Here is a 21,855-nt window from a genome sequence, read left to right on the forward strand (position 1 = left end):
CCGGATGACAACCGCGACGACACTGCACGCCGCCAGCCGCGAGGCGCTTTCCGCCGCCGAGTCGACCCTCGACGAGGTGCTCGGTGCGGCAGGTGCCGACCCGGCCGCCATCGGCTCCGATCTGCTGGCCGTGGTCACCCTGCTGACCGGGCAGATCGGGCTGCGCCGGGCGCTGGGCGACGGGTCCAGCGACCCGGCGGCCCGTGAGCGCCTGGCCACCTCGCTGTTCGACGGCAAGGTGTCGGCATCCGCGCTGCGGGTGCTCACGCGCGCTGTCGCCCAGCGCTGGTCCAACCCCCGTGAGCTGCTGGACGGGCTGGAGTCGCTGGGCCGTTCGGCGCTGTTGACCAGCGCCGAAAAGGCCGGGAACCTGGACACGGTAGAGGACGAACTGTTCCGGATTGCCCGTATCGTGGTGGGAGAGCCGGAGCTGGAGCAGGCGCTGTCGGATCAGGCGGCGCCCGCGGAGGCCAAGCGCGAGCTGGCGCGGGAGCTGTTCGCAGGCAAGGTCGGCGATGTGACGCTGGCACTGGTCGAGCAGGTCGTCACGCGCCAGGTGGGGCGTGGCGTCGGGTTCGGACTCGACCGGCTGGTGAAGCTGGCCGCACAGCGGCGCGAGCGTTCGGTGGCCTACGTCGTCAGCGCGGACGCCCTGTCGCAGGCGCAGCAGGAGCAGCTGGCCGAGAAGCTGCACGGGATCTACGGCAGGCAGATCGCGCTGCACGTGGAGATCGACCCGCGCCTCGGCGGCGGGCTGGTCGTCCGCGTCGGTGACGAGGTCATCGACGGCAGTGCCGCCGGCCGGATCGCGGCGCTGCGCAGGCAGCTGGCGTGAACCACAAGACTTTGAACACTGGCAAGAACGAAGCGAGAGCGGGAACGACATGGCGGAGCTGACGATCTCCTCGGACGAGATCCGTAGCGCGATCGAGAACTACGTCTCGAGTTACTCACCCGACGTGAGCCGGGAAGAGGTCGGCGTCGTCGTGGACACCGGTGACGGCGTCGCCCACGTGGAGGGGCTGCCCTCGACGATGGCCAACGAGCTGCTGGAGTTCCCCGGCGGCATCCTCGGCGTCGCGCAGAACCTGGAGCCGCGCCGGATCGGCGTCGTGATCCTGGGTAACTACGAGAAGATCGAAGAGGGCCAGGAGGTCAAGCGGACCGGGCAGATTCTGTCCATCCCGGTCGGCGAGAAGTTCCTCGGCCGGGTCATCGACCCGCTCGGCGTCGCGATCGACGGCCTCGGTGACATCGAGTCCGACGAGCGCCGCGCGCTGGAGCTGCAGGCGGCCTCGGTCGTCGAGCGGCAGCCGGTGTCCGAGCCGCTGCAGACCGGGATCACCGCCATCGACGCGATGACCCCGATCGGCCGCGGCCAGCGCCAGCTGATCATCGGTGACCGCAAGACCGGCAAGACCGCGGTCTGCGTCGACACGATCATCAACCAGAAGGCCAACTGGGAGACCGGCGACCCGAGCAAGCAGGTCCGCTGCATCTACGTCGCGATCGGCCAGAAGGGCTCCACGATCGCCGGTGTGCGCAAGTCGCTGGAGGACGCGGGCGCGCTGGAGTACACCACCATCGTCGCGGCCCCGGCCTCGGACTCCGCCGGCTTCAAGTGGCTGGCCCCCTACACCGGTTCGGCGCTGGGCCAGCACTGGATGTACCAGGGCAAGCACGTCCTGATCGTGTTCGACGACCTGTCCAAGCAGGCCGACGCCTACCGTGCGATCTCGCTGCTGCTGCGCCGCCCGCCGGGCCGCGAGGCCTTCCCCGGCGATGTCTTCTACTTGCACTCCCGGCTGCTCGAGCGGTGCGCGAAGCTCTCGGACTCCCTCGGTGGCGGTTCGCTGACCGGGCTGCCGGTCATCGAGACCAAGGCCAACGACATCTCGGCCTACATCCCCACCAACGTCATCTCCATCACCGACGGGCAGTGCTTCTTCCAGTCGGACCTGTTCAACTCGGGTCAGCGCCCGGCGGTCGACGTGACCACCTCGGTGTCCCGGGTCGGTGGTGACGCCCAGATCAAGGCGATGAAGTCGGTTTCCGGTTCGCTGCGGATCGACCTCTCGCAGTACCAGGAGCTGCAGGCGTTCGCCGCCTTCGCCTCCGACCTGGACCCGACCTCGCGCGCCCAGCTGGACCGCGGTGTGCGGCTGTACGAGGTGCTCAAGCAGCCGCAGTACTCGCCGATCCCGGTCGAGCAGCAGGTCGTCACCGTGTATCTCGGCACCAACGGGCACTTCGACGACGTGCCGGTGGAGGACGTGGCCCGGTTCAACCACGAGCTGCTGGAGAACCTGCGCCACAAGCACGACGACATCCTCGCCGAGATCCGGGACAAGGGTAAGTGGGGCGACGAGCTCGCCGAGCGGGTCGTTTCGGCCACCGGCGAGTTCAAGAAGGGCTTCACCACCTCCGCCGGTCAGACGCTGACCAACGAGGCCGAGGCCGAGGCGATGGACGCCGACAAGGTCGGGCAGGAGACCGTGAAGGTCAACAAGCCCGCCCCGAAGAACTGACCGGATAACACATGGCGCAGCTTCGCGAGCTCCGGGCCAAGATCCGGGCGACGAAATCGATCGGAAAGATCACCAAGGCGATGGAACTCATCGCCACCTCGCGCATCGGCCGTGCGCAGGCGCGGGTCGAGGCGTCCCGCCCGTACTCGACGGAGATCACCAAGGTGCTCTCCGCGCTGGCGGGCGCGGCGGCCAGCCTGGACGACCCGTTCCTCGTGGAGCGGCCGAATCCGAAGCGCGCGGCGGTGCTGGTGGTCACCAGTGACAAGGGCCTGTGCGGTGGTTACAACACCAACGTGCTGAGGGCCACCGAGGAGTTGCTTGCCCTGCTGCGTGAGCAGGGCAAGCAGCCCCTGGTCTACGTCATCGGCGGCAAGGGCGTGAACTACTACCGGTTCCGGGGCCGCGAGATCTCGGACAGCTGGACCGGGTTCTCCGACCAGCCGCACTACGAAAACGCCGCGACCGCGGGGGAGACCCTGACCAAGGCGTTCCTCGCCGGTGCGGACGACGAGGGCGACGGGCCGGGTGCCGACGGCATCCCGGGCGTGGACGAGGTGCACATCGTGTACACCGAGTTCAAGTCGATGCTCACGCAGACCCCGGCCGCCCGGCGCATCGCGCCGCTGGAGGTCGAGTACAGCGAGGAGGGCGCGGAGGCACCCCAGCAGGGGGAGATCACGCCCGCCTACGAGTTCGAGCCCAGCGCGGACCGGCTGCTCTCGGCCCTGCTGCCGAAGTACATCAACACGCGGATCTTCTCGGCGCTGCTGGAGTCGGCCGCGTCCGAGCTGGCCGCCCGGCGGACGGCCATGAAGGCGGCCTCGGACAACGCCAACGATCTGGTCAACACCTACACCCGCCTGGCCAACCAGGCGCGGCAGGCCCAGATCACGCAGGAGATCAGCGAAATCGTCGGTGGGGCCGATGCGCTCGCCGCTGTAGGAAGTGATGAGTAGATGACCACCACTGAAACACAGACCAAGGGGCGGATCGTCTCCGTTGCCGGTCCCGTCGTCGACGTCGAGTTCCCGCGTGGCGCGGTGCCCGACCTCTACAACGCGCTCAAGGTCGAGATCGAGTTCGCCGAGCTGCGCAAGACCGTGACCCTGGAAGTCGCCCAGCACTTGGGTGACAACCTGGTGCGCACGATTTCCCTTGCCCCGCAGGACGGTCTCGTCCGCGGTGCCGAGGTGCGCGACACCGGCGGCCCCATCTCGGTGCCGGTCGGGGACAAGGTCAAGGGGCACGTGTACAACGCGCTCGGCGACTGCCTCGACGAGCCGGGCTACGGCAAGGACCTCGAGCACTGGGGCATCCACCGCAAGCCCCCGGCCTTCGACCAGCTCGAGGGCAAGACCGAGGTGCTGGAGACCGGCCTCAAGGTCATCGACCTGCTGACCCCGTACGTGCAGGGTGGCAAGATCGGCCTGTTCGGCGGTGCCGGCGTCGGCAAGACGGTGCTCATCAAGGAGATGATCACCCGTGTCGCCAAGAACTTCGGTGGCACCTCGGTGTTCGCCGGTGTCGGCGAGCGCACCCGTGAGGGCACGGACCTCTTCCTGGAGATGAGCGAGGACGGCGTCATCAACGACACCGCCCTCGTATTCGGCCAGATGGACGAGCCGCCGGGCACCCGTATGCGCGTTGCGCTGTCCGCGCTGACGATGGCGGAGTACTTCCGCGACGTGCAGCACCAGGACGTGCTGCTGTTCATCGACAACATCTTCCGGTTCACCCAGGCCGGTTCCGAGGTTTCGACCCTGCTGGGCCGGATGCCTTCGGCCGTGGGTTACCAGCCGACGCTGGCCGACGAGATGGGTGAGCTGCAGGAGCGGATCACCTCGACCAAGGGCCGTTCGATCACCTCGCTGCAGGCGATCTACGTGCCGGCGGACGACTACACCGACCCGGCGCCCGCGACCACGTTCGCGCACCTGGACGCCACCACCGAGCTTTCCCGGTCGGTGTTCCAGAAGGGCATCTTCCCGGCGGTGGACCCGCTGGCCTCCACCTCCACGATCCTCGACCCGGCGATCGTCGGCGAGGACCACTACCGGGTGGCGTCCGAGGTCATCCGGATCCTGCAGAAGTACAAGGAGCTGCAGGACATCATCGCGATCCTCGGCATGGACGAGCTGTCCGAAGAGGACAAGCTGACCGTGCAGCGGGCGCGGCGGATCGAGCGCTTCCTGTCGCAGAACATGCTGGTCGCGGAGACCTTCACCGGCCAGCCCGGTTCGACGGTGCCGGTCGCCGAGACCGTCGAGGCCTTCGACAAGATCGCCAAGGGCGAGTTCGACCACTACCCGGAGCAGGCGTTCCTGGGTATCGGTGGTCTGGATGACCTCGAGAAGAAGTACAACGAGATCACCAAGAAGTGACTCTTTCGAAGGCGGCGGGGCGGGTGTCCACTGTGGACGTCCCCCCGCCGTTTTCGATAGCCGGAGCGTGGGGCAGTAGACTCGGGTCAGCGCCCGAGGTGATTGGAGAGCTACGTGGCTGAGATTTCCGTCGAGCTGGTCGCCGTGGAGCGCCGCCTCTGGTCCGGTCAGGCCACGTTCGTGGTCGCCCAGACCACCGAGGGCGAGATCGGCATCATGCCCGGTCACGAGCCCGTTCTCGGGCAGCTCGTCGAGGGTGGCATCGTCAAGGTGATCACCACCGACGGGGACGCGTTCTGTGCGGCCGTGCACGGGGGTTTCCTCTCCGTGACCAACGAGCGGGTGAGCGTACTCGCCGAGTCCGCCGAGCTCGCGGACGAGATCGACATCGATGAGGCCAGGGCCGCGTTGAGCGGCGACGACGAGGCGGAACGGGCCAGAGCGACCGCCCGTCTGCGGGCGGCCGGTCAGTCGGCCTGACCGGACGACGAGCAGGGAGCCGGCCGTGGAGATCGCCGTGGTTGTTCTGGTTCTCCTGCTCGGGCTGGCGATCCTCGCGGCCTGGTACGGCCTGCGCTGGGTGCGCATGCGCCGGGGCGGCGGGGTGAGTGTCGCGCTGCGCTGGAACCCGGACAACACGCGGGCCGGCTGGCATCTGGGCATCGGGCGGTACGAGGGCGAGTTGTTCGCCTGGTACCGGGTGTGGAGCCTCGGCATCGGCCCGGACCGGGTTTTCCAGCGCGAGACGTTGACGATCGCCGACCGGCGTGACCCCGCGGGCACGGAGGCTTATGCCGTTCCCGCGGACGCGACGGTGCTGCGCTGCGAGTCCGAAGGCCGGCAGCCGATCGAGATCGCGATGGGGCCCGGCGCGCTGACCGGCTTCCTGTCCTGGCTCGAATCGGCGCCGCCGGGACGAAGGCTGCCGCGGGCGAGTTGAACTTGAAGGGGACCTCGATCGAGGTCCCCTTCGTCGTTTTCAGGCGTCCGGGCCGCCGGGCCGCCAGAGGATGTCACCGTCGGGGTTGGCCAGCCGGGCGAGGATGAACAGCAGGTCCGAAAGCCGGTTCAGGTACTTCACCGCGAGCGCGTTGGTGCGCTCGGCATCCGCTGCCACGAGCGCCCAGCCGCTGCGCTCGGCGCGACGGGCGACGGTGCGGGCCTGGTGCAGGAAGGCCGCGCCCGGGGTGCCGCCGGGCAGGATGAAGCTCGTCAGCTTGGGCAGGCGCTCGTTGAACTCGTCGCACCAGCCTTCGAGGCGCTCGACGTAGGCCTCGGTGATGCGCAGCGGGGGATAGGGCGGATCGGGGACGACGGGTGCGCACAGGTCAGCTCCGACGTCGAACAGGTCGTTCTGTACGCGCCGCAGCACTGAGCCGACCTCCTCGGTCAGCCCGCCGACCGCCAGCGCCAGGCCGATGACCGAGTTCGCCTCGTCGACATCTGCGTACGCGCCCAGCCTCGGGTCCGTCTTCGGCACGCGGGAGCCGTCGCCGAGCGCGGTGGTGCCGGTGTCGCCGACCTTGGTGTAGACGCGATTGATTCTTACCGCCATACCCAGCACCCTATGACTGTTCGAACTGCCGCATAGCGTCCGGAGCGTCGAAACACACCGCGGGATCGAAGCGGGCGCGCAGTTCGCGGACGAGGTTGCGGCCGCCGCGCCAGTCGCCGGGGCGCACGGTGATGAGGCCGCCATGCCTGCCGAACAGATGCAGGATCGGCAGTTGCCCGTCGGTGTGCTCGATGCCGACGCCCGCCGCGTCGTCGTAGCGGACGACGGCAACGGGCACGGTGCTGTTGCCGTAGAAGGCGGACACGCCTTCGTCGCCGACCACGATCCGGAAACCGCGTGGCACCGTGGATCCGATGAAGGCCCGCTTGAGTTCACGCCCGGACGTCGGCGGCAGCGGACTGCCCGGCAGCTCGGGAAGATCCGCCGGCACATGACCGAGCGGCGCGCACAGAACGAGCTTCGTGGCCAGTTCCCGTGCGGCGGCGGCGACAGCGTCGGCGTCGACCCCGGACAGCACCTGGTTCTGGTGCTTCGCCGCCGAAGTCCAGCCGGTGAGCGCTGACAACGCTTCGTCGAAGGCGCAGTACTGGGCGAACTCGGGCTCCGAGAGCTGTTGTGCCAGCCCGGCCTGGTCGGCCGCCAGCTCCTGCGGCGTGGGACCGCTTTCGCCGAGTCCGCGCAATTCCGCGCGCATCGCCTCGACCACGCGCCCGGCGTGTTTGTCGGAGACGTCGGTGCCGAAGCCGAGCACGGTCCGCTGTTCGTCGATGCGCTGCTGGTCGAACCCGATCTCGCAGTCGAGCCCGTCGAGCTGGCGCAGCCGCTCGGTCAGCCGGGAGATCAGCACACCCACCGCGCAGGCCATCTCGGCGGTCCACCGCACCAGCGCGCACGCGACCACGCCGTTCGGGATCACGGTCTGCGCCGGGGTCGGCAGGTCGAACGGGCCGAACGTCGGCGGCTGCCGCGGCGGGCCTTCGGGCAGCGGCAGCCGGAGATCCGCCGGTGGCGGCCCGGATAGGACGAGCGCGGCGTTGCCGCGGTGGAACCAGCGGGCGGCCCAGGCGCGGATCTGCTCGGCGCTCGCGCGGACCGGGGCCACCTGGACGTTGCCCGCGAGGCCGAAGGACTGGTTGCCGAACCAGATCGACGACGGCAGCCAGGTGGTGACGCCGGGGCCGTCGCTCGCGCGCTCCTCGGCGACGAGCACGCCGCGTTCGGTCGCCAGCGGGCCGGTGTCGAGCTGGGTGAGGGAAGCGCAGATGCGGCGGAGGTGGTCGATGACGGTGTCCGCGCCGCTGGTCACCTCGAAGCTGGTGTGCAACATCTCGGTGGCCGAGCCGTTGTCGTACCGGCCGGTGCGCAGCGGGCGCATCGCGAGGTGCTCGACCAGGTGTGTGATCCCGGTTTCCAGGAACGTCTCGTGCGCGGTGCCGACACCGAAGATCAGGCTCGCGGTCAGCCTGCCCGGCTGGGTGTTCCAGAACGCCGGGACACCATCGATCTCCGTGCGGTGCACCGTGGGTAACGCAGGTGCGGACGGACGGGCCACGATCTCGCTCAATGCTCCCCCATGAGGGTTATACGGCAGGCGTGTATCGCTCCGAGAGCGCGTAGTGTTTCACACTTTCGCCGGATTGGGTTCGCCGTCTGTTATCGCCTGCCCCACCGATCGGGTGGGCACCCCGGAAGGCATGATGGCGGCCATGAGCGAGCACTTCGACGTGCATGGTGGTGCCCGGCTGACCGGTGAGGTCGACGTCGTCGGGGCGAAGAACAGCGTCCTGAAACTGATGGCGGCCGCACTGCTCGCCGAGGGCACGACGACGGTGACCAACTGCCCGCAGATCCTTGACGTGCCACTGATGGCCGATGTGCTCCGCAGCGTCGGCTGCGAGGTGACGCTGGCGGACGACACCGTTCACATCACCACCCCGTCCGAGCTGTCCCACCGGGCCGATTCGCCGGCGATGGGCAAGCTGCGCGCGTCGGTGTGCGTGCTCGGCCCACTGGTCGGCAGGCTCAAGCGCGCCGTGGTGGCGCTGCCGGGCGGGGACGCGATCGGTTCCCGGCCGCTGGACATGCACCAGAACGGCCTGCGATCGCTCGGCGCGACGAGCACCATCGAGCACGGGTGCGTGGTGGCCAAGGCCGACGAACTGGTCGGGGCCCAGATCTGGCTGGACTTCCCGAGCGTCGGCGCGACGGAGAACATCCTGATGGCCGCCGTGCTCGCCGAAGGCACCACGGTGATCGACAACGCGGCGCGCGAGCCCGAGATCGCCGACATCTGCACGATGCTCGTCGAGATGGGCGCGAAAATCGAGGGCGCGGGCACGTCGACGCTCACCGTGCATGGCGTGGATTCCTTGCACCCCACCGAACATCGCGTGATCGGGGACCGGATCGTCGGTGCCACCTGGGCCTTCGCGGCGGCGATGACCCGCGGCGACATCACGGTCAACGGGGTCAACCCGCATCACCTTGATCTGGTGCTGGACAAGCTGCGCCTCGCCGGCGCCGAGGTGACTCCCTTCGACGACAAGGGTTTCCGCGTCATGCAGGCGGACCGGCCGAAGGCGGTGGACTTCGTGACGCTGCCGTATCCCGGTTTCGCCACGGACCTGCAGCCGTTCGCCGTGGCGTTGTCGTCGGTGTCCGAGGGCACGTCGATGATCACCGAGAACGTGTACGAGGCGCGGTTCCGGTTCATCGAGGAGATGGTCCGGCTGGGGGCCGACGCGCGGACCGACGGGCATCACGCGGTGGTGCGCGGGGTGCCGGCGCTGTCGAGCGCGCCGGTGTGGGCGTCGGACATCCGCGCGGGCGCGGGTCTGGTGCTGGCGGGCCTGTGCGCCGATGGGGTCACCGAGATCTGGGACGTTTTCCACATCGACCGGGGTTATCCACATTTTGTGGAAAACCTGAACCGGCTGGGCGCGCGCATCGAGCGTGTGGCTGGGGAGCCGGAGCGCGCGTAGCGATGGAACGCGTGACGGCGGCTGGTTACGAGGCATTGCCCGAGGAGTTGTGCCGGACGATCGAGGTTGTCGACGGGGCCGTGGTCGCGAATCCGGCGCCGCGGCGCTCGCATCAGACTGCGATCAGGCGCTTGGCCAACGTCCTTGAATCCGCCGCTGGGCATGAGTTCGCGGTGGCGCACAACGTCGATCTCCGGCTGCGCGATGTCCCGCTGCTGAACCGCCGCCCGGATCTCGTCGTCTACCGCGCGGCGCTGGACGATGACGCGATCCTCCGCCCGGAACACTGTCTGCTGGTCGTGGAGGTCATGTCGCCGGGCTCGGTCACCGCCGACCAGGTCGACAAACCGGCCGAGTACTCGCGCGCCGGGATCCAGCACTTCTGGCGGCTGGAGAACGCCGACGACACCACGGCGGGGCTGACGATGTTCCGCTACCGGCTCGACCCGACCACGGGCACATACTCTTCGGCGGGTGTGCACACCGGCGAGATGACCGTGACCGATCCGCTCGCGGTTTCCGTGGCCTTCGAAGGGCTGCTCTGACTCAGGCCTCCGCCGCCAGCGCGATCCCGAAGCCGATCAGCGCGCCGCCGGTGACCCCGTCGAGCGTGCGCCGCACCTTCCGGCGCTGCAGCCACGTCCGCACGCGGTGCGCCAGGAACAGCAACACCAGCAGCCACACCGCGCCCAGCACGCCCACCGTGTACGCGAGCAGCAGCGCGTCCCACGTGTCGGTCTGCCCCGGCACCAGGAACAGCGGCAGCACGGACAGGAACAGCGCGATCACCTTCGGATTCGTCACGTTCGACAGGAAACCCTCGCGCCAGCGCCGAAAACTGCTCGCCTTCGCGCCGTGCGAGTCGAGCGCGTCGTAGTTGCCGCGCACGGCGCTGCGCAGCGCCTGCACGCCGAGGTAGCACAGGTACACCACGCCCGCCCAGCGCAGCGTCAGGAAGACCGGCTGGGACCGCACGATGAGCGCGCCCAGCCCGAGCGCGACGGCCGTGCCCTGCACGATGTTTCCCACGAAGATCCCGGACAGGGCCATCAGCCCGCCGCGGAACCCGCCGGAGAGGGTGTTCTTCAACGTGACCGCGGTGTCCGGCCCCGGCGCCAGTACCACCAGCACCACGAAGACCAGGTAGGTGCCGTAAGAACTCCAGCTCACGCCCGCCAACAGTACCGGCGGACTTCGGCCTGGAGAAGTGATTCTCTTCTCTGCTGCGGGACAAGTTACCGACAAGTACGATGAGCTGCGCCGAGTCCATTTGGAGGTGCACCGTGCCCTACCCCACGGATCGTCAACGGGACCGCCCCTGGGTCATGCGCACCTACGCCGGGCATTCCTCCGCCGCGGCGTCCAACGAGCTGTACCGCCGCAACCTGGCCAAGGGGCAGACCGGGCTGTCGGTCGCCTTCGACCTGCCGACGCAGACCGGCTACGACGCCGACCACCCGCTGGCCAAGGGCGAGGTCGGCAAGGTTGGCGTGCCGGTCGCGCACATCGGCGACATGCGCCGGCTCTTCGACGGCATTCCGCTGGCCGAGGCGAACACCTCGATGACCATCAACGCGCCGGCCATGTGGCTGCTGGCGCTGTATGTCACGGTGGCCGAGGAGCAGGCGCGCGAGCAGGGCCGCGACGTGGACGAGGTGCTGGCGAAGCTCACCGGCACCACGCAGAACGACATCATCAAGGAGTACCTCTCCCGCGGCACGTACATCTTCCCGCCGGCGCCGAGCCTCCGGCTGATCACCGACGTGATCGCATGGACGGTGCACCACGTGCCGAAGTGGAACCCGATCAACATCTGCAGCTACCACCTCCAGGAGGCGGGCGCGACGCCGACGCAGGAGGTCGCGTACGCGCTGTCCACGGCCATCGCGGTGCTGGACGCGATCCGCGACTCTGGCCAGATCGAGCAGGCCGACATGGCCAAGGTGGTCGGCCGGATCTCGTTCTTCGTCAACGCCGGGGTGCGGTTTGTCGAAGAGATGTGCAAGATGCGCGCGTTCACCAGGCTGTGGGACGAGATCACGCACGAGCGCTACGGAGTGGAGGACGCGAAGGCGCGACGGCTGCGCTACGGCGTTCAGGTCAACTCCTTGGGCCTGACGGAAGCGCAGCCCGAGAACAACGTGCAGCGGATCGTGCTGGAGATGCTCGCCGTCTCGCTCTCGCGGGACGCGCGCGCCCGCGCGATCCAGCTCCCGGCGTGGAACGAGGCGCTCGGCCTGCCACGCCCGTGGGACCAGCAGTGGGCGTTGCGGATGCAGCAGGTGCTGGCCTTCGAGACGGATCTGCTGGAGTACGAGGACATTTTCGCCGGTTCGCACGTGATCGAGTCCAAAGTGGACGAGATCGTCGCGGGCGCGCGCGAGGAGATCGGCCGGGTGCAGGAGCTCGGCGGCGCGGTGGCCGCGGTGGAAAGTGGTTACATGAAGTCACAGCTGGTTTCCTCGTTCGCGGACTGGCGGCGGGCGGTGGAGTCCGGTGAGCGGATCATGGTGGGGGTCAACAAGTTCGACACCACCGAGCCGAGCCCGTTGCAGGCCGAAGGCGCCAAGGCGATCGAGACCGTCGACCCGGCCGTGGAAAAGGAAGCCGTTGCCGCGCTGGAGGAATGGCGTCAGCAGCGGGACAACGCGGCGGTGGAGGAAGCGCTTACCGAGCTGCGCGAAGTCGCCAAAACCACGCAGAACCTCTTCGAGGCAACGCTGAAATGTGCCCGTGTCGGCGTCACGACGGGGGAGTGGTCGCAGGCATTGCGGGACACGTTCGGCGAATACCGGGCGCCTACCGGTGTTTCCGCCGCGTCGATGGGCGGCGAGGCCGGGGAGCTTTCGCGGGTCCGGGACAGGGTGCGCGCGGCGAGCGAGGATCTTGGCGAGCGGTTGCGGATCCTGGTCGGAAAACCGGGGCTGGACGGGCATTCCAATGGGGCCGAGCAGGTGGCCGTGCGCGCCCGCGACGTCGGCTTCGAGGTGATCTACCAGGGCATCCGGCTGACCCCGGAGCAGATCGCGGCGGCCGCAGTGCAGGAAGGCGTGCACGTGGTGGGGCTTTCCGTGCTGTCCGGTTCGCACCTGGAAGTGGTGCCGGAGGTGGTGGACCGCCTGCGTGCCGCGGGTGCCGGGGACATCCCGGTGATCGTCGGCGGGATCATCCCGCCCGACGATGCCAAGGTGCTGACCGGCCGTGGCGTCGCGCGGGTGTTCACGCCGAAAGACTACGAACTCACCGAGATCATGGCTGAAATCGTTTCGTTGATCCGCGAAACACACGGGCTGTCGCAGGCATAACTACTTTTAGTGTGAATGTGGTTCACGCCCTGTTGATCTCGTTACGATAACTCCTTTTGACCCGTACCGGCGGCGGCGCCTACGTTCGGTAAGCAAACCGAACGGAACGGGGTGCGGCGATGGCGCAGGGGCAGTGGACGCGACGGGATTTCTTCATGCGTTCGGCGGCGATGGGGGCGATCGCGATCGGCGGCCCCACCTTGCTGGCCGCCTGTCAGAGCACGGGCAGTGGGGACACCTTGACCTCGGCCAAGGACGCCAAGACGATCAAGATCGGGATCGCGAACGAGGCGCCGTACGGGTTCGCGGATTCCTCGGGAAACACCACCGGTGAAGCGCCGGAAGTGGCACGGGCGGTGTTCAAGGGGATCGGCATCGACACCGTGCAGGCCAGCGTGGTGCCCTTCGACCAGCTGATCCCGGCGCTCAACGCCAAGCAGTTCGACGTGGTCGCGGCGGGCATGAACATCACCGCCGCCCGGTGCAAGGCCGCGCTGTTCTCCGACCCGGACTACTCCGCGCTGACGGCTTTGCTGGTACCGAAGGGAAATCCGCAGGGGATCAAGAACCTGGCCGACGTGGCTTCGAAGGGGGTCAAGCTCGCGGTGCTCTCCGCCGCGGTGGAAAAGGGTTACGCGACCGGCGCCGGGGTTTCCGAGGGCAACATCGAAACCCTCGACACCCAGGACAACATGCTGCGCGCGGTGACCACGGGCCGGGTCTACTGTGCCGCGCTGACCGACATCTCGCTGAAATGGCTGGCGCAGCAGAACCCGGACGCCGGCGTGGAGGTGACCCCCGGCTTCACCCCGACCGACAACGGGCAGCCGGTGGTCTCGGCGGGCGGTTTCGTGTTCCGCCAGGCCGACACCTCGCTGCGCGACGCGTTCAACCAGCAGCTGAAAACCTTGCACGGCAACGGACAGTGGCTCCAGATCGTACAGAAGTTCGGGTTCGGGCAGAGCAACCTGCCCGCGGCCGGTCTGACCACCGACAAGTTGTGTGCCGCCTGATCGGGGCGACATGTCCGACGCGCATGCCACCATTCTGTCGTCCATCCTCAGTGGACTGGGCGCGACGATCTCGGCGACGCTCGGCGGGATCCTGCTGACGATCGTGCTGGCCTTCGTCGCCGGGCTGGCGATGCTCTCGCCCTCGCGGGCCGTGCGGTTCATCAGCCGGGTCTACGTCGAGGGCTTCCGGGGCACGTCCGAAGTGGTGCAGCTGTTCTGGCTGTACTTCGTGCTTCCCGCACTGGTCGGATTCAAGCTGGTGCCGCTGTTCGCCGGGATTCTGGTGCTGGGGCTCAACCACGGGGCCTACGGCGCGGAGGTCGTCCGCGGCGCGGTGCAGTCCGTGCCGCGCGCGCAACGGGAAGGCGCGCTCGCCCTCTCGCTCCCACCGGCGCAGCGGATGTTCCGGGTGCTGTTGCCGCAGGCGGTGGTCGAGATGTACCCGCCGTTCAACAACCTGTTCATCCAGCTGCTGAAGAGCACCGCGTTGCTGTACTTCATCTCCGCCGGGGAGATCACGGAGAAGGGTGAGTTGCTGCGGCCGGTGTTCGGCAGCGATCTGGTGTTCATCTACGGGGTGGAGCTGGTCTGTTATCTGGTCCTCGCGGTGATCATCACGCTGGTGATGCGCACTCTTGAGCGGATCGGCGCCCGGCGGCTGGGGCGCAGACCACAGCCGCGCAGCCGGGTGTTCGCCCGCAGTGCCGGGGTGTCGTGATGGACTGGGACTGGCAGAACGCCGCCGACTCGATTCCCTTGCTGCTCAAGGGTTTGCTGGTCACGGTCGAGCTGACCGTGCTGGGCTCGGTGGTGGCCTACGTGCTCGGGCTGGTGCTCGCGCTGCTGCGCCGGGCCAGGATTCCCGTGCTCAGCCAGGTGGTCTACCTGTTCATCGAACTGGTGCGCAGCACCCCGCTGCTGATCCAGGTCTTCGTGGTCTTCTACCTGCTCTGGCCGGCGATGGGCATCCAGCCCTCGGCGTTCCTCACCGGCGTGATCGCGCTCGGGATCCATTACGCCACCTATACTTCCGAGGTCTACCGGGCCGGTATCGACGCAGTCCCGAAAGGACAGTGGGAGGCCGCGACGGCGCTGAGCCTGCCGCGCGGCCGGGTGTGGACCGGGATCATCCTGCCGCAGGCGGTGCCGAGGGTGCTGCCCGCGCTGGGCAACTACATGATCTCCATGTTCAAGGAAACCCCGCTGCTGCTGGCGATCGGGGTGCTGGACGTGCTCAACCAGGCCAAGCAGCAGGGCGCGGAGACCTTCCGGGTCATCGAGCCGTACACGCTGGCCGGCGTATTGTTCCTCCTGATCAGCTACCCCGCGTCGATTCTCGTGAGAAGGTTGGAACGCCGTGTCGGAAAGCTCTGAGATGATCGTCTTCGACGGTGTCGTGAAGAAGTACGGCGAGCACGTGGTGTTGCGCGATCTGGATTTCTCGGTGGCACCGGGGGAGTTCGTCACGCTGATCGGGCCGAGCGGCTCGGGCAAGACGACGATCCTGCGGCTGCTGATGACGCTGGAGCGGGTGAACAGCGGGCGGATCTACGTCGACGGGGAATGCCTGTCGCACACCGAAAAGGGCCCGGCGGACGAGAAGCACCTGCGCAAGATGCGCAAGCGGATCGGCATGGTCTTCCAGCAGTTCAACCTGTTCCCGAACATGAACGTGCTGCAGAACGTGACGGAGGCGCCGGTCCACGCGCTCGGACTGTCCAAAGGGGAGGCCGAGGCGCGCGCGGTGGATCTGCTGGAAATGGTGGGGTTGAGCGAAAAGGCGAGGGAGCACCCCAGCAGGCTGTCCGGCGGGCAGCAGCAGCGGGTGGCGATCGCGCGGGCGCTGGCGATGCGGCCGGAGGTGCTGCTGCTGGACGAGGTCACGTCGGCGCTCGACCCGGAGCTGGTGGCCGGGGTGCTCAAGGTGCTCAAGGAGATCGCGACCACCACGGACATCACGTTCCTGTGCGTCACGCACGAGATGCAGTTCGCCCGCGACGTGTCGGACCGGGTGCTGATGTTCGACCAGGGGCAGATCGTCGAACAGGCGCCGCCGGAGAAGCTGTTCACGGATCCGGGCAACGAGCGCACCCGGTCGTTCCTGCGGGCGGTGCTGGACCGGGCCTAGCGCGCCACGGCCTCCACGGTGAACCGGATCAGGCGGCCGTGTTCGGTCCATTCGAGGGTGGCCCTGCCGGACAGGTGCAGCGCCTCGCCGGAGTCGAAATCCGGGAACAGGAGCGCGGCGGTGGGGTCGACGGCGATGTTGCCGAGGCTGTTGAACAGGTTGTTGCCCGGATAGTCCGCCCACCACAGCGTGTGCTCGTCCTCGACGTACACGAATCCGGGCTCGCCGCCGCGATGTGACGCGTCGTTGCCGCGCTCGGGGTGGGTGGTGCCGAGGATGAAGGTGTCCGCCTGCTGGATCAGCGCGATGTCGTCGGCGCTGAGGGCGTCGCGGCGCGTGGTCGCGCGTGCGTGCTTGGCCGCGTCGACGACGTGCGGGTGGATGTAGCGCGGGCAGTTGCCGTAGGCCTGCTCGGCTTCGATGGTGAGGACTTCGCCCGTCGCCGCAAGGGTTCCGTTCACCCGCACCCGGCGGCGCTTCATGAACTCGATGGCGAGCAGGCCGACCGGCTGCCCGGCGGGGAGATCGTCCAGCGGGGCTTCGGGCGCGGTGTGCACGAGGAGCGTGCCGGCGCCGGCCGGTTCGAGGAATCCAGGAGCGCCGGTCAAGGGGACTGTCCACAGCCGTCCGTCGCGGTCGCGGGCGGTGAGCGCGGCGAAGGTGCGCCCGGCCAGGAAACCGCCGATACCGCCGCTGAGATCAGCCGGCGCGAGCATGCCGGCCAGCCGGCCGGCTTCGGTATCGACCCCCGCGCGACGTTGCACGGCCAGTTCGCCTTCGTGGAACCCGGTCTTGCCCATGACTCGACTGTGCCTCGCGCGCGTCCCGGAGTCAAATGGTTAATCGCCTCGCAACCATTAGGTAGAGTGGCCGGATGGACGAGCCACTGCCGGTCGAGCTGATGAACACGGTGTGGGCGGACCGCGTCGAGGTGCACGATTCGCTCGCCGACCCCGAAGGTGCGCTCGCGTGGCTGCGCGGGATCGAGCTGGAAGGTGTGCGTGACTGGCCGCGTGGCGTGCGGCTGGGCGAAGCCCTCGATGACCTGCGCGAACTGCGTGACGCCGTGCGTGTGCTGGCTGCCGACGTGACTGGGAACCCGCGCGTGAGGGTGACGCCCGACGATCGGCAGGCGGCGATCGACACGGTGAACCGGTCGTGTGCGCTGGCGCCGCAGTGGTCTTCGCTGCGCTGGCCGGATAGCCGGGAGCTGCACTCGGCCGGAGCGCCGGGGCAGGCGCTCGTGTCGGTGCTGGCCGAGCAGGTCGTCGAGCTGTTCAGCGGGGAGCAGCGGTCGTCGTTGCGTGCTTGCCTGGCGCCCGGGTGCGTCCGCTATTTCGTCAAACAACACCCGCGCCGGGAATGGTGTTCGGCCGGTTGTGGCAACCGGGCCAGAGTCGCGAGGTATTACCAGCGGCATCACGGCGAAGGTGGAAATTGACGGGACTGCGAATCGGTCGACAATTTTCAACCGCGGAACGCCGCTTTTTTGATCCACTTCCGGTCGCTTAGGCTGTCGTCCCGGATTGGGAGGATGATGAGCCACACCGATCTCGACAATGTGGACACCGTCGAACTCGTTTCGGTGAGCCCCGTTTTCGCCGACCCTTCGGGGCGGCGCCGGAAACTGTTCCGCCGATTCGTCATCGGCGTTTGCGCAGTGGTCGGTCTGTATGTCGCCGCACTCGCGGCGGCACTGCTCGGCGCGCCCATCCCGTCGTCGGCGTTGCTGCCGCTGCCCGTGGTGGACGGTCCTGTCACGCCACCACCGTCGGCGCCGCGCGCCGCGTCCCCGCCGTCGGCCACCACGGCCGAAAGTCGCACTGCGACGCCGAAGACGACTTCACCGGACGCGGTGGTCCCCGGCGGCGAAACCTCGGTCGAGGTCACCACCACGGCGCCCGCGGCCACCTCCACCGCACAGCCATCGGAAACCCGCAATTCCCACGCGCCCGCCGTGCCACCCGGCAAGAATTCGACAGGGCGCCGCCCCTGATGAGACACCGCGTTGTCGCGCCTCCCAAGGCGCATTGGCTGCTGCTGTGCTCGATCCTGGCCTTCGCGGCGCTCCTCCTCGGGCTGAACACTATGGTGCTGGGCGGATTCAGCGGGGACGAAACGGCGGCGGCCGGCCCTTCGGCGGACGTGCCGCCGGCGGTCGTTTCGGGCGGTGCGCTGATCGACGCGCATGGCGCCACCCCGGTCGCGCGGCGGCCGAAGGACAAAACGATCGCGCTCACCTTCGACGACGGTCCCGATCCGGAATGGACGCCGGCCGTGCTGGCGGTGCTGGCTCGCTACCAGGTGCACGCCACGTTCTTCGAGACCGGAGCGCATGTCGCGCAATATCCCGATCTGGTGCGGCAGGTGCTCGCGGCCGGGCACGAGATCGGTAACCACACGACGAGTCATGCCGACCTGCGTGACGCGAGCACCCTGCGGCAGGACCTCGAACTGCAGGCCACCGATCTGGCGTTCGCCGACACCGTCGGCGCGGTCCCCTCCCTTGTCCGTCCGCCGTATGTGGCGACACCGGCGAGTGTCGACAACGGGGAATGGCGGGCCATTCAGCGGATCGGTGCCGAAGGCAAGATCGTTGTGCTCTCCGACCTCGATTCCGGGGACTGGCAACGGCCGGGAGCCGACCGGATCGTGGCGAACGCGACGCCGCGGGACAACCGTGGCGCGGTGGTGCTGTTCCACGACGCCGGGGGAGACCGCGCGCAGACGGTTACCGCGCTGGAGCGGCTGATCCCGGAACTGCGTGCGCGGGGCTGGACGTTCGACACGGTGAGCCGGTCCGCGGGAATGACCGCCGCGAGCACGCCCGCCGACCTGCGCGCCAAGGTCGCGGGCCGGCTCTTCGTGTTCGCGCTGCACCTGAGCGGGTTCGTCGCCAAGCTGCTGACCACGCTGATGATCGCGGCCGGCGTGCTCGCGTTCGCGCGCACGTTCCTCGTACTGACAGCGACGTTGTCGCACGTCCGGCGAGGGCCGCGGGAGCGCGGGCCCGGCCGTGATCCGGTGACGGTGATCGTGCCGGCGTACAACGAGGAAGCCGGGATCGAGGCCACCATCCGGTCCATCCTGGCCTCGACGCATCCGGTCGAGGTGATCGTCGTCGACGACGGTTCCACCGACGGCACGGCCGAGGTCGTCGCCAAGCTGGTTTCGTCGCAGGTGCGGCTTATCCGGCAGCGCAACGCGGGCAAGGCGGCGGCGCTCAATACCGGGCTGGCCGCCGCGCGCACCGAACTCGTCGTCCTGGTCGACGGCGACACGGTGCTCGACGAGCGCGCGGTGCGCACCCTTGTGCGGCCGTTCATCGACGAGAACGTGGGCGCCGTCTCCGGCAACGCGAAGGTGGCGAACCGCCGCGGTCTGCTGGGCCGGTGGCAGCACATCGAGTACGTGCTCGGCTTCAACCTGGACCGGCGGATGTACGACGTGTTCGAGTGCATGCCGACGGTGCCCGGCGCGCTCGGGGCGTTCCGCCGGTCCGCGGTGCTGCGCTGCGGCGGGGTCCCGGTGGACACGCTGGCCGAGGACACCGATCTGACGATGCTGCTGCAACGTGACGGGTGGCGGGTGCTGTACCAGCCGCTCGCCGTCGCGTGGACCGAGGCGCCGGCCACGCTCGGGCAGTTGTGGAAGCAGCGATACCGCTGGTGCTACGGCACGCTGCAGGCTGTTTGGAAGCACCGCCGGTCCATCCTGGAGCGTGGCCAGGGCGGGCGGCTGGGCCGTCGTGGCCTGCCGTACTTGCTGTTGTTCCAGGTGCTCCTGCCGGTACTCGCGCCGTTCGTGGATCTGGCGACGGTGTTCGGGTTGTTCACCGAGCAGCGGCCGGTGCTGCTCGGATACTGGCTGGTTTTCCAGTTGCTGCAGCTGATTCCGGGGTTCGTCGCCTTCCGGCTGGACCGTGAGTCGTTGCGGCCGTTGCTGGCGCTGCCCGCGCAGCAGTTCGTTTACCGGCAGCTGATGTACCTCGTCGTGCTGCAATCGGTGGTCACCGCGCTGGCCGGGGTCCGGCTGCCGTGGCAGAAGCTGCACCGACGCGGAATCGGCGAGCTACGGTCGCCGTCGGGTGCCGAGGCTGTCACCGAGCCGATCGCGAGGCATCCGGTCGACAATCCGCCGGTCGTGCGGGGCTCCCGGGGTGGGCGCGCGGCGCGCTGACGTGCCGCCAGTCACGTGCGACCGGCCAGGGTTGTCTCGCGGGAAATATTCTTCCGCGCGAGACGTTTAGCCGGGTAGGTAAGTCGAACCCGACCAGGAGGGGCCATGCAGTTCGGAGTCTTCACCGTCAGTGACGTCACCCCCGACCCGACCACCGGGCGGACCCCGGACGACACCGAGCGCGTGCGCTCGATGCTGAAGATCGCCCAGCACGCCGACCAGGCCGGGCTGGACGTCTTCGCCACCGGCGAGCACCACAACCCGCCGTTCGTGGCCTCGTCCCCGACGACGCTGCTCGGCTACCTGGCGGGCGTCACGAAGGACATCGTGCTGTCCACCTCCACCACCCTGATCACCACGAACGACCCGGTGAAGATCGCCGAGGACTACGCGATGCTCCAGGTGATCTCGAACGGGCGGATGGACCTGATGATGGGCCGCGGCAACACCGGCCCCGTCTATCCCTGGTTCGGCAAGGACATCCGCCAGGGCATCCCGCTCGCGATCGAGAACTACGCGCTGCTGCGCCGGCTGTGGGAAGAGGACGTGGTCGACTGGGAGGGCAAGTTCCGCACCCCACTGCAAGGCTTCACGTCCACACCGCGCCCGCTCGACGGGGTGCCGCCGTTCGTGTGGCACGGCTCGATCCGCAGCCCGGAGATCGCCGAACAGGCCGCGTACTACGGCGACGGCTTCTTCCACAACAACATCTTCTGGCCGATGTCGCACACGAAGCAGATGGTGCAGTTCTACCGCCGGCGCTTCGAGCACTATGGACACGGCAAGGCCGACCAGGCCATCGTCGGGCTCGGCGGACAGGCGTTCATGCGCAAGAACTCGCAGGACGCGTGGGACGAGTTCCGGCCGTACTTCGACAACGCGCCGGTGTACGGGCACGGCCCGTCGATGGAGGACTTCACGGCCAGTACGCCGCTGACGGTCGGCAGCCCGCAGCAGGTGATCGAGCGGTACGCGGCGATGCGCGAGGACGTGGGCGACTACCAGCGTCAGCTGTTCCTCATCGACCACGCCGGCCTGCCGCTCAAGACCGTGCTGGAGCAGATCGACCTGCTTGCCGAAGAGGTCGTTCCGGTGCTGCGCAAGGAAATGGAGTCCCAGCGTCCGGAGCACGTGCCCGCCAACCCGCCGTCGCACGCCGAGCGCGTGGCGGCCAAGCAGAGCGAAGTGGTCGCATGAGTGAGTTCACCATCGTCGCCGTGTCGGGCGGGCTGAACCAGCCCTCGTCGACACGCCTGCTCGCCGACCGGCTCTCCAGCGCGACCGTCACCGCGCTGGAGGCCGAAGGGGCGACGGCGAAGGTCGAAACCATCGAACTGCGCGACATCGCGCACGACATCGTGAACACCATGCTGACCGGCTTTCCCGCCGGGAAGATGCCGGCGGTTTTCGACGCCGTGGCCGGGGCGAGCGGGCTGATCGCGGTGACCCCGGTGTTCACCACCTCGTACTCCGGCCTGTTCAAGTCCTTTGTGGACGTTCTGGACAACGAGTCCCTGACCGGGATGCCGGTGCTGCTCGGTGCGACCGGCGGTACCGCACGGCATTCACTGGCACTGGACTACAACCTGCGCCCGGTGTTCACGTATCTGCACGCCGATGTCGTCACCACCGGCGTCTTCGCGGCGACCGGCGACTGGGCGGATTCGGTGAACCCGCTGCCGAAGCGGATCGAGCGGGCCGGCGGGGAGCTGGCGGCGAAGATCCTCTCGTCCCGGCGGGCCGGGGCGGTGGATGAGTACGCGGGGGTGCCGTCGTTCGAGCAGCTGCTCGGCCGGTGACTCAGGCCGCGCTGAAGCGGCT

Annotated in this window: 22 protein-coding genes; 18 read left to right on the forward strand and 4 right to left on the reverse strand. The window is 68.5% G+C overall.

Annotation, left to right across the window (positions count from 1 at the left end):
• Positions 1-4: 4 nt before the first annotated feature.
• The 6 genes from VHD82_RS05000 (at position 5) to VHD82_RS05025 (ending at position 5,852) form a co-directional block, all read left to right on the forward strand.
• Positions 5-835 carry a F0F1 ATP synthase subunit delta gene (locus tag VHD82_RS05000; RefSeq protein ID WP_325697440.1) on the forward strand — a complete coding sequence of 277 codons (831 nt, stop codon included), beginning with the start codon at positions 5-7 and terminating at the stop codon, positions 833-835.
• Between the two features lie 49 nt (positions 836-884).
• The gene (gene atpA / locus VHD82_RS05005) at positions 885-2,528 is read left to right on the forward strand and encodes a F0F1 ATP synthase subunit alpha (protein WP_325697442.1); all 1,644 of its coding nucleotides are present in this window, start codon (positions 885-887) and stop codon (positions 2,526-2,528) included.
• A gap of 11 nt (positions 2,529-2,539) precedes the next feature.
• Positions 2,540-3,487: a F0F1 ATP synthase subunit gamma gene (locus VHD82_RS05010; RefSeq protein WP_325697444.1), complete on the forward strand. Its 948-nt coding sequence runs from the start codon at positions 2,540-2,542 to the stop codon at positions 3,485-3,487.
• Positions 3,488-4,912: a F0F1 ATP synthase subunit beta gene (atpD, locus tag VHD82_RS05015; RefSeq protein WP_325697446.1), complete on the forward strand. Its 1,425-nt coding sequence runs from the start codon at positions 3,488-3,490 to the stop codon at positions 4,910-4,912.
• A 114-nt stretch (positions 4,913-5,026) separates the two neighbouring features.
• Complete coding sequence (locus tag VHD82_RS05020; protein WP_325697448.1) at positions 5,027-5,392, forward strand: F0F1 ATP synthase subunit epsilon; 366 nt, start codon at positions 5,027-5,029, stop codon at positions 5,390-5,392.
• A 25-nt stretch (positions 5,393-5,417) separates the two neighbouring features.
• Positions 5,418-5,852 (forward strand): DUF2550 domain-containing protein, encoded by a 435-nt coding sequence (locus VHD82_RS05025; protein WP_325697450.1) that lies wholly within the window; start codon positions 5,418-5,420, stop codon positions 5,850-5,852.
• Positions 5,853-5,891: 39 nt separating this feature from the next.
• Here the strand turns inward: VHD82_RS05025 and VHD82_RS05030 are convergent, their stop codons facing one another.
• Together VHD82_RS05030 and VHD82_RS05035 are read right to left on the reverse strand one after the other, a co-directional pair.
• Positions 5,892-6,467: a cob(I)yrinic acid a,c-diamide adenosyltransferase gene (locus VHD82_RS05030; RefSeq protein WP_325697452.1), complete on the reverse strand. Its 576-nt coding sequence runs from the start codon at positions 6,465-6,467 to the stop codon at positions 5,892-5,894.
• A gap of 10 nt (positions 6,468-6,477) precedes the next feature.
• Complete coding sequence (locus VHD82_RS05035; protein WP_325697454.1) at positions 6,478-7,992, reverse strand: insulinase family protein; 1,515 nt, start codon at positions 7,990-7,992, stop codon at positions 6,478-6,480.
• 142 nt (positions 7,993-8,134) lie between these two features.
• Here VHD82_RS05035 and murA point away from each other — a divergent pair, with 142 nt between their 5' ends.
• Together murA and VHD82_RS05045 are read left to right on the forward strand one after the other, a co-directional pair.
• Positions 8,135-9,409: a UDP-N-acetylglucosamine 1-carboxyvinyltransferase gene (gene murA / locus VHD82_RS05040; protein WP_325697456.1), complete on the forward strand. Its 1,275-nt coding sequence runs from the start codon at positions 8,135-8,137 to the stop codon at positions 9,407-9,409.
• Positions 9,410-9,411: 2 nt separating this feature from the next.
• Positions 9,412-9,954 (forward strand): Uma2 family endonuclease, encoded by a 543-nt coding sequence (locus tag VHD82_RS05045; RefSeq protein WP_325697458.1) that lies wholly within the window; start codon positions 9,412-9,414, stop codon positions 9,952-9,954.
• Between the two features lies 1 nt (position 9,955).
• Here VHD82_RS05045 and VHD82_RS05050 read toward each other — a convergent pair whose 3' ends face one another.
• Entirely contained in the window at positions 9,956-10,579 is a 624-nt protein-coding gene (locus VHD82_RS05050; protein WP_325697460.1) for a LysE family translocator, read from the reverse strand.
• 113 nt (positions 10,580-10,692) lie between these two features.
• Between VHD82_RS05050 and VHD82_RS05055 the strand changes: the two genes are divergently transcribed.
• The 5 genes from VHD82_RS05055 (at position 10,693) to ehuA (ending at position 15,855) form a co-directional block, all read left to right on the forward strand.
• Entirely contained in the window at positions 10,693-12,714 is a 2,022-nt protein-coding gene (locus tag VHD82_RS05055; RefSeq protein WP_325697462.1) for a protein meaA, read from the forward strand.
• A gap of 119 nt (positions 12,715-12,833) precedes the next feature.
• On the forward strand, positions 12,834-13,727 hold the full coding sequence (ehuB, locus tag VHD82_RS05060) for an ectoine/hydroxyectoine ABC transporter substrate-binding protein EhuB (protein ID WP_325697464.1): 894 nt from the start codon (positions 12,834-12,836) through the stop codon (positions 13,725-13,727).
• Between the two features lie 10 nt (positions 13,728-13,737).
• Complete coding sequence (gene ehuC, locus VHD82_RS05065; RefSeq protein ID WP_325697467.1) at positions 13,738-14,445, forward strand: ectoine/hydroxyectoine ABC transporter permease subunit EhuC; 708 nt, start codon at positions 13,738-13,740, stop codon at positions 14,443-14,445.
• Entirely contained in the window at positions 14,445-15,101 is a 657-nt protein-coding gene (gene ehuD, locus VHD82_RS05070) for an ectoine/hydroxyectoine ABC transporter permease subunit EhuD (RefSeq protein WP_325697469.1), read from the forward strand. Before ehuC ends, ehuD begins: the two co-directional genes overlap by 1 nt.
• 1 nt (position 15,102) lies before the next feature.
• Positions 15,103-15,855, forward strand: a complete 753-nt coding sequence (gene ehuA / locus VHD82_RS05075; RefSeq protein ID WP_325697522.1) for an ectoine/hydroxyectoine ABC transporter ATP-binding protein EhuA — start codon at positions 15,103-15,105, stop codon at positions 15,853-15,855.
• Here the strand turns inward: ehuA and VHD82_RS05080 are convergent.
• The gene (locus VHD82_RS05080) at positions 15,852-16,655 is read right to left on the reverse strand and encodes a pyridoxamine 5'-phosphate oxidase family protein (protein ID WP_325697471.1); all 804 of its coding nucleotides are present in this window, start codon (positions 16,653-16,655) and stop codon (positions 15,852-15,854) included. The two genes, ehuA and VHD82_RS05080, sit on opposite strands and share 4 nt — an antisense overlap.
• A gap of 74 nt (positions 16,656-16,729) precedes the next feature.
• On the opposite strand from VHD82_RS05080, the gene VHD82_RS05085 reads away from it, so the two are divergent.
• From VHD82_RS05085 to VHD82_RS05105, 5 genes are all read left to right on the forward strand, one after another.
• Positions 16,730-17,296 (forward strand): CGNR zinc finger domain-containing protein, encoded by a 567-nt coding sequence (locus tag VHD82_RS05085; RefSeq protein ID WP_325697473.1) that lies wholly within the window; start codon positions 16,730-16,732, stop codon positions 17,294-17,296.
• 96 nt (positions 17,297-17,392) lie between these two features.
• Positions 17,393-17,851, forward strand: a complete 459-nt coding sequence (locus tag VHD82_RS05090) for a hypothetical protein (RefSeq protein WP_325697475.1) — start codon at positions 17,393-17,395, stop codon at positions 17,849-17,851.
• Positions 17,851-20,034 (forward strand): bifunctional polysaccharide deacetylase/glycosyltransferase family 2 protein, encoded by a 2,184-nt coding sequence (locus VHD82_RS05095; protein ID WP_325697477.1) that lies wholly within the window; start codon positions 17,851-17,853, stop codon positions 20,032-20,034. Before VHD82_RS05090 ends, VHD82_RS05095 begins: the two co-directional genes overlap by 1 nt.
• Before the next feature lie 105 nt (positions 20,035-20,139).
• Positions 20,140-21,231: an LLM class flavin-dependent oxidoreductase gene (locus VHD82_RS05100; RefSeq protein ID WP_325697479.1), complete on the forward strand. Its 1,092-nt coding sequence runs from the start codon at positions 20,140-20,142 to the stop codon at positions 21,229-21,231.
• A complete protein-coding gene (locus VHD82_RS05105) occupies positions 21,228-21,833 on the forward strand; it encodes an FMN reductase (protein ID WP_325697482.1) in 606 nt (201 codons plus the stop codon). The genes VHD82_RS05100 and VHD82_RS05105 overlap by 4 nt, the downstream gene beginning before the upstream one ends.
• Positions 21,834-21,855: the final 22 nt, after the last annotated feature.

It is taken from the genome of Amycolatopsis sp., assembly GCF_035546795.1.
Lineage (GTDB): Bacteria > Actinomycetota > Actinomycetes > Mycobacteriales > Pseudonocardiaceae > Amycolatopsis_E.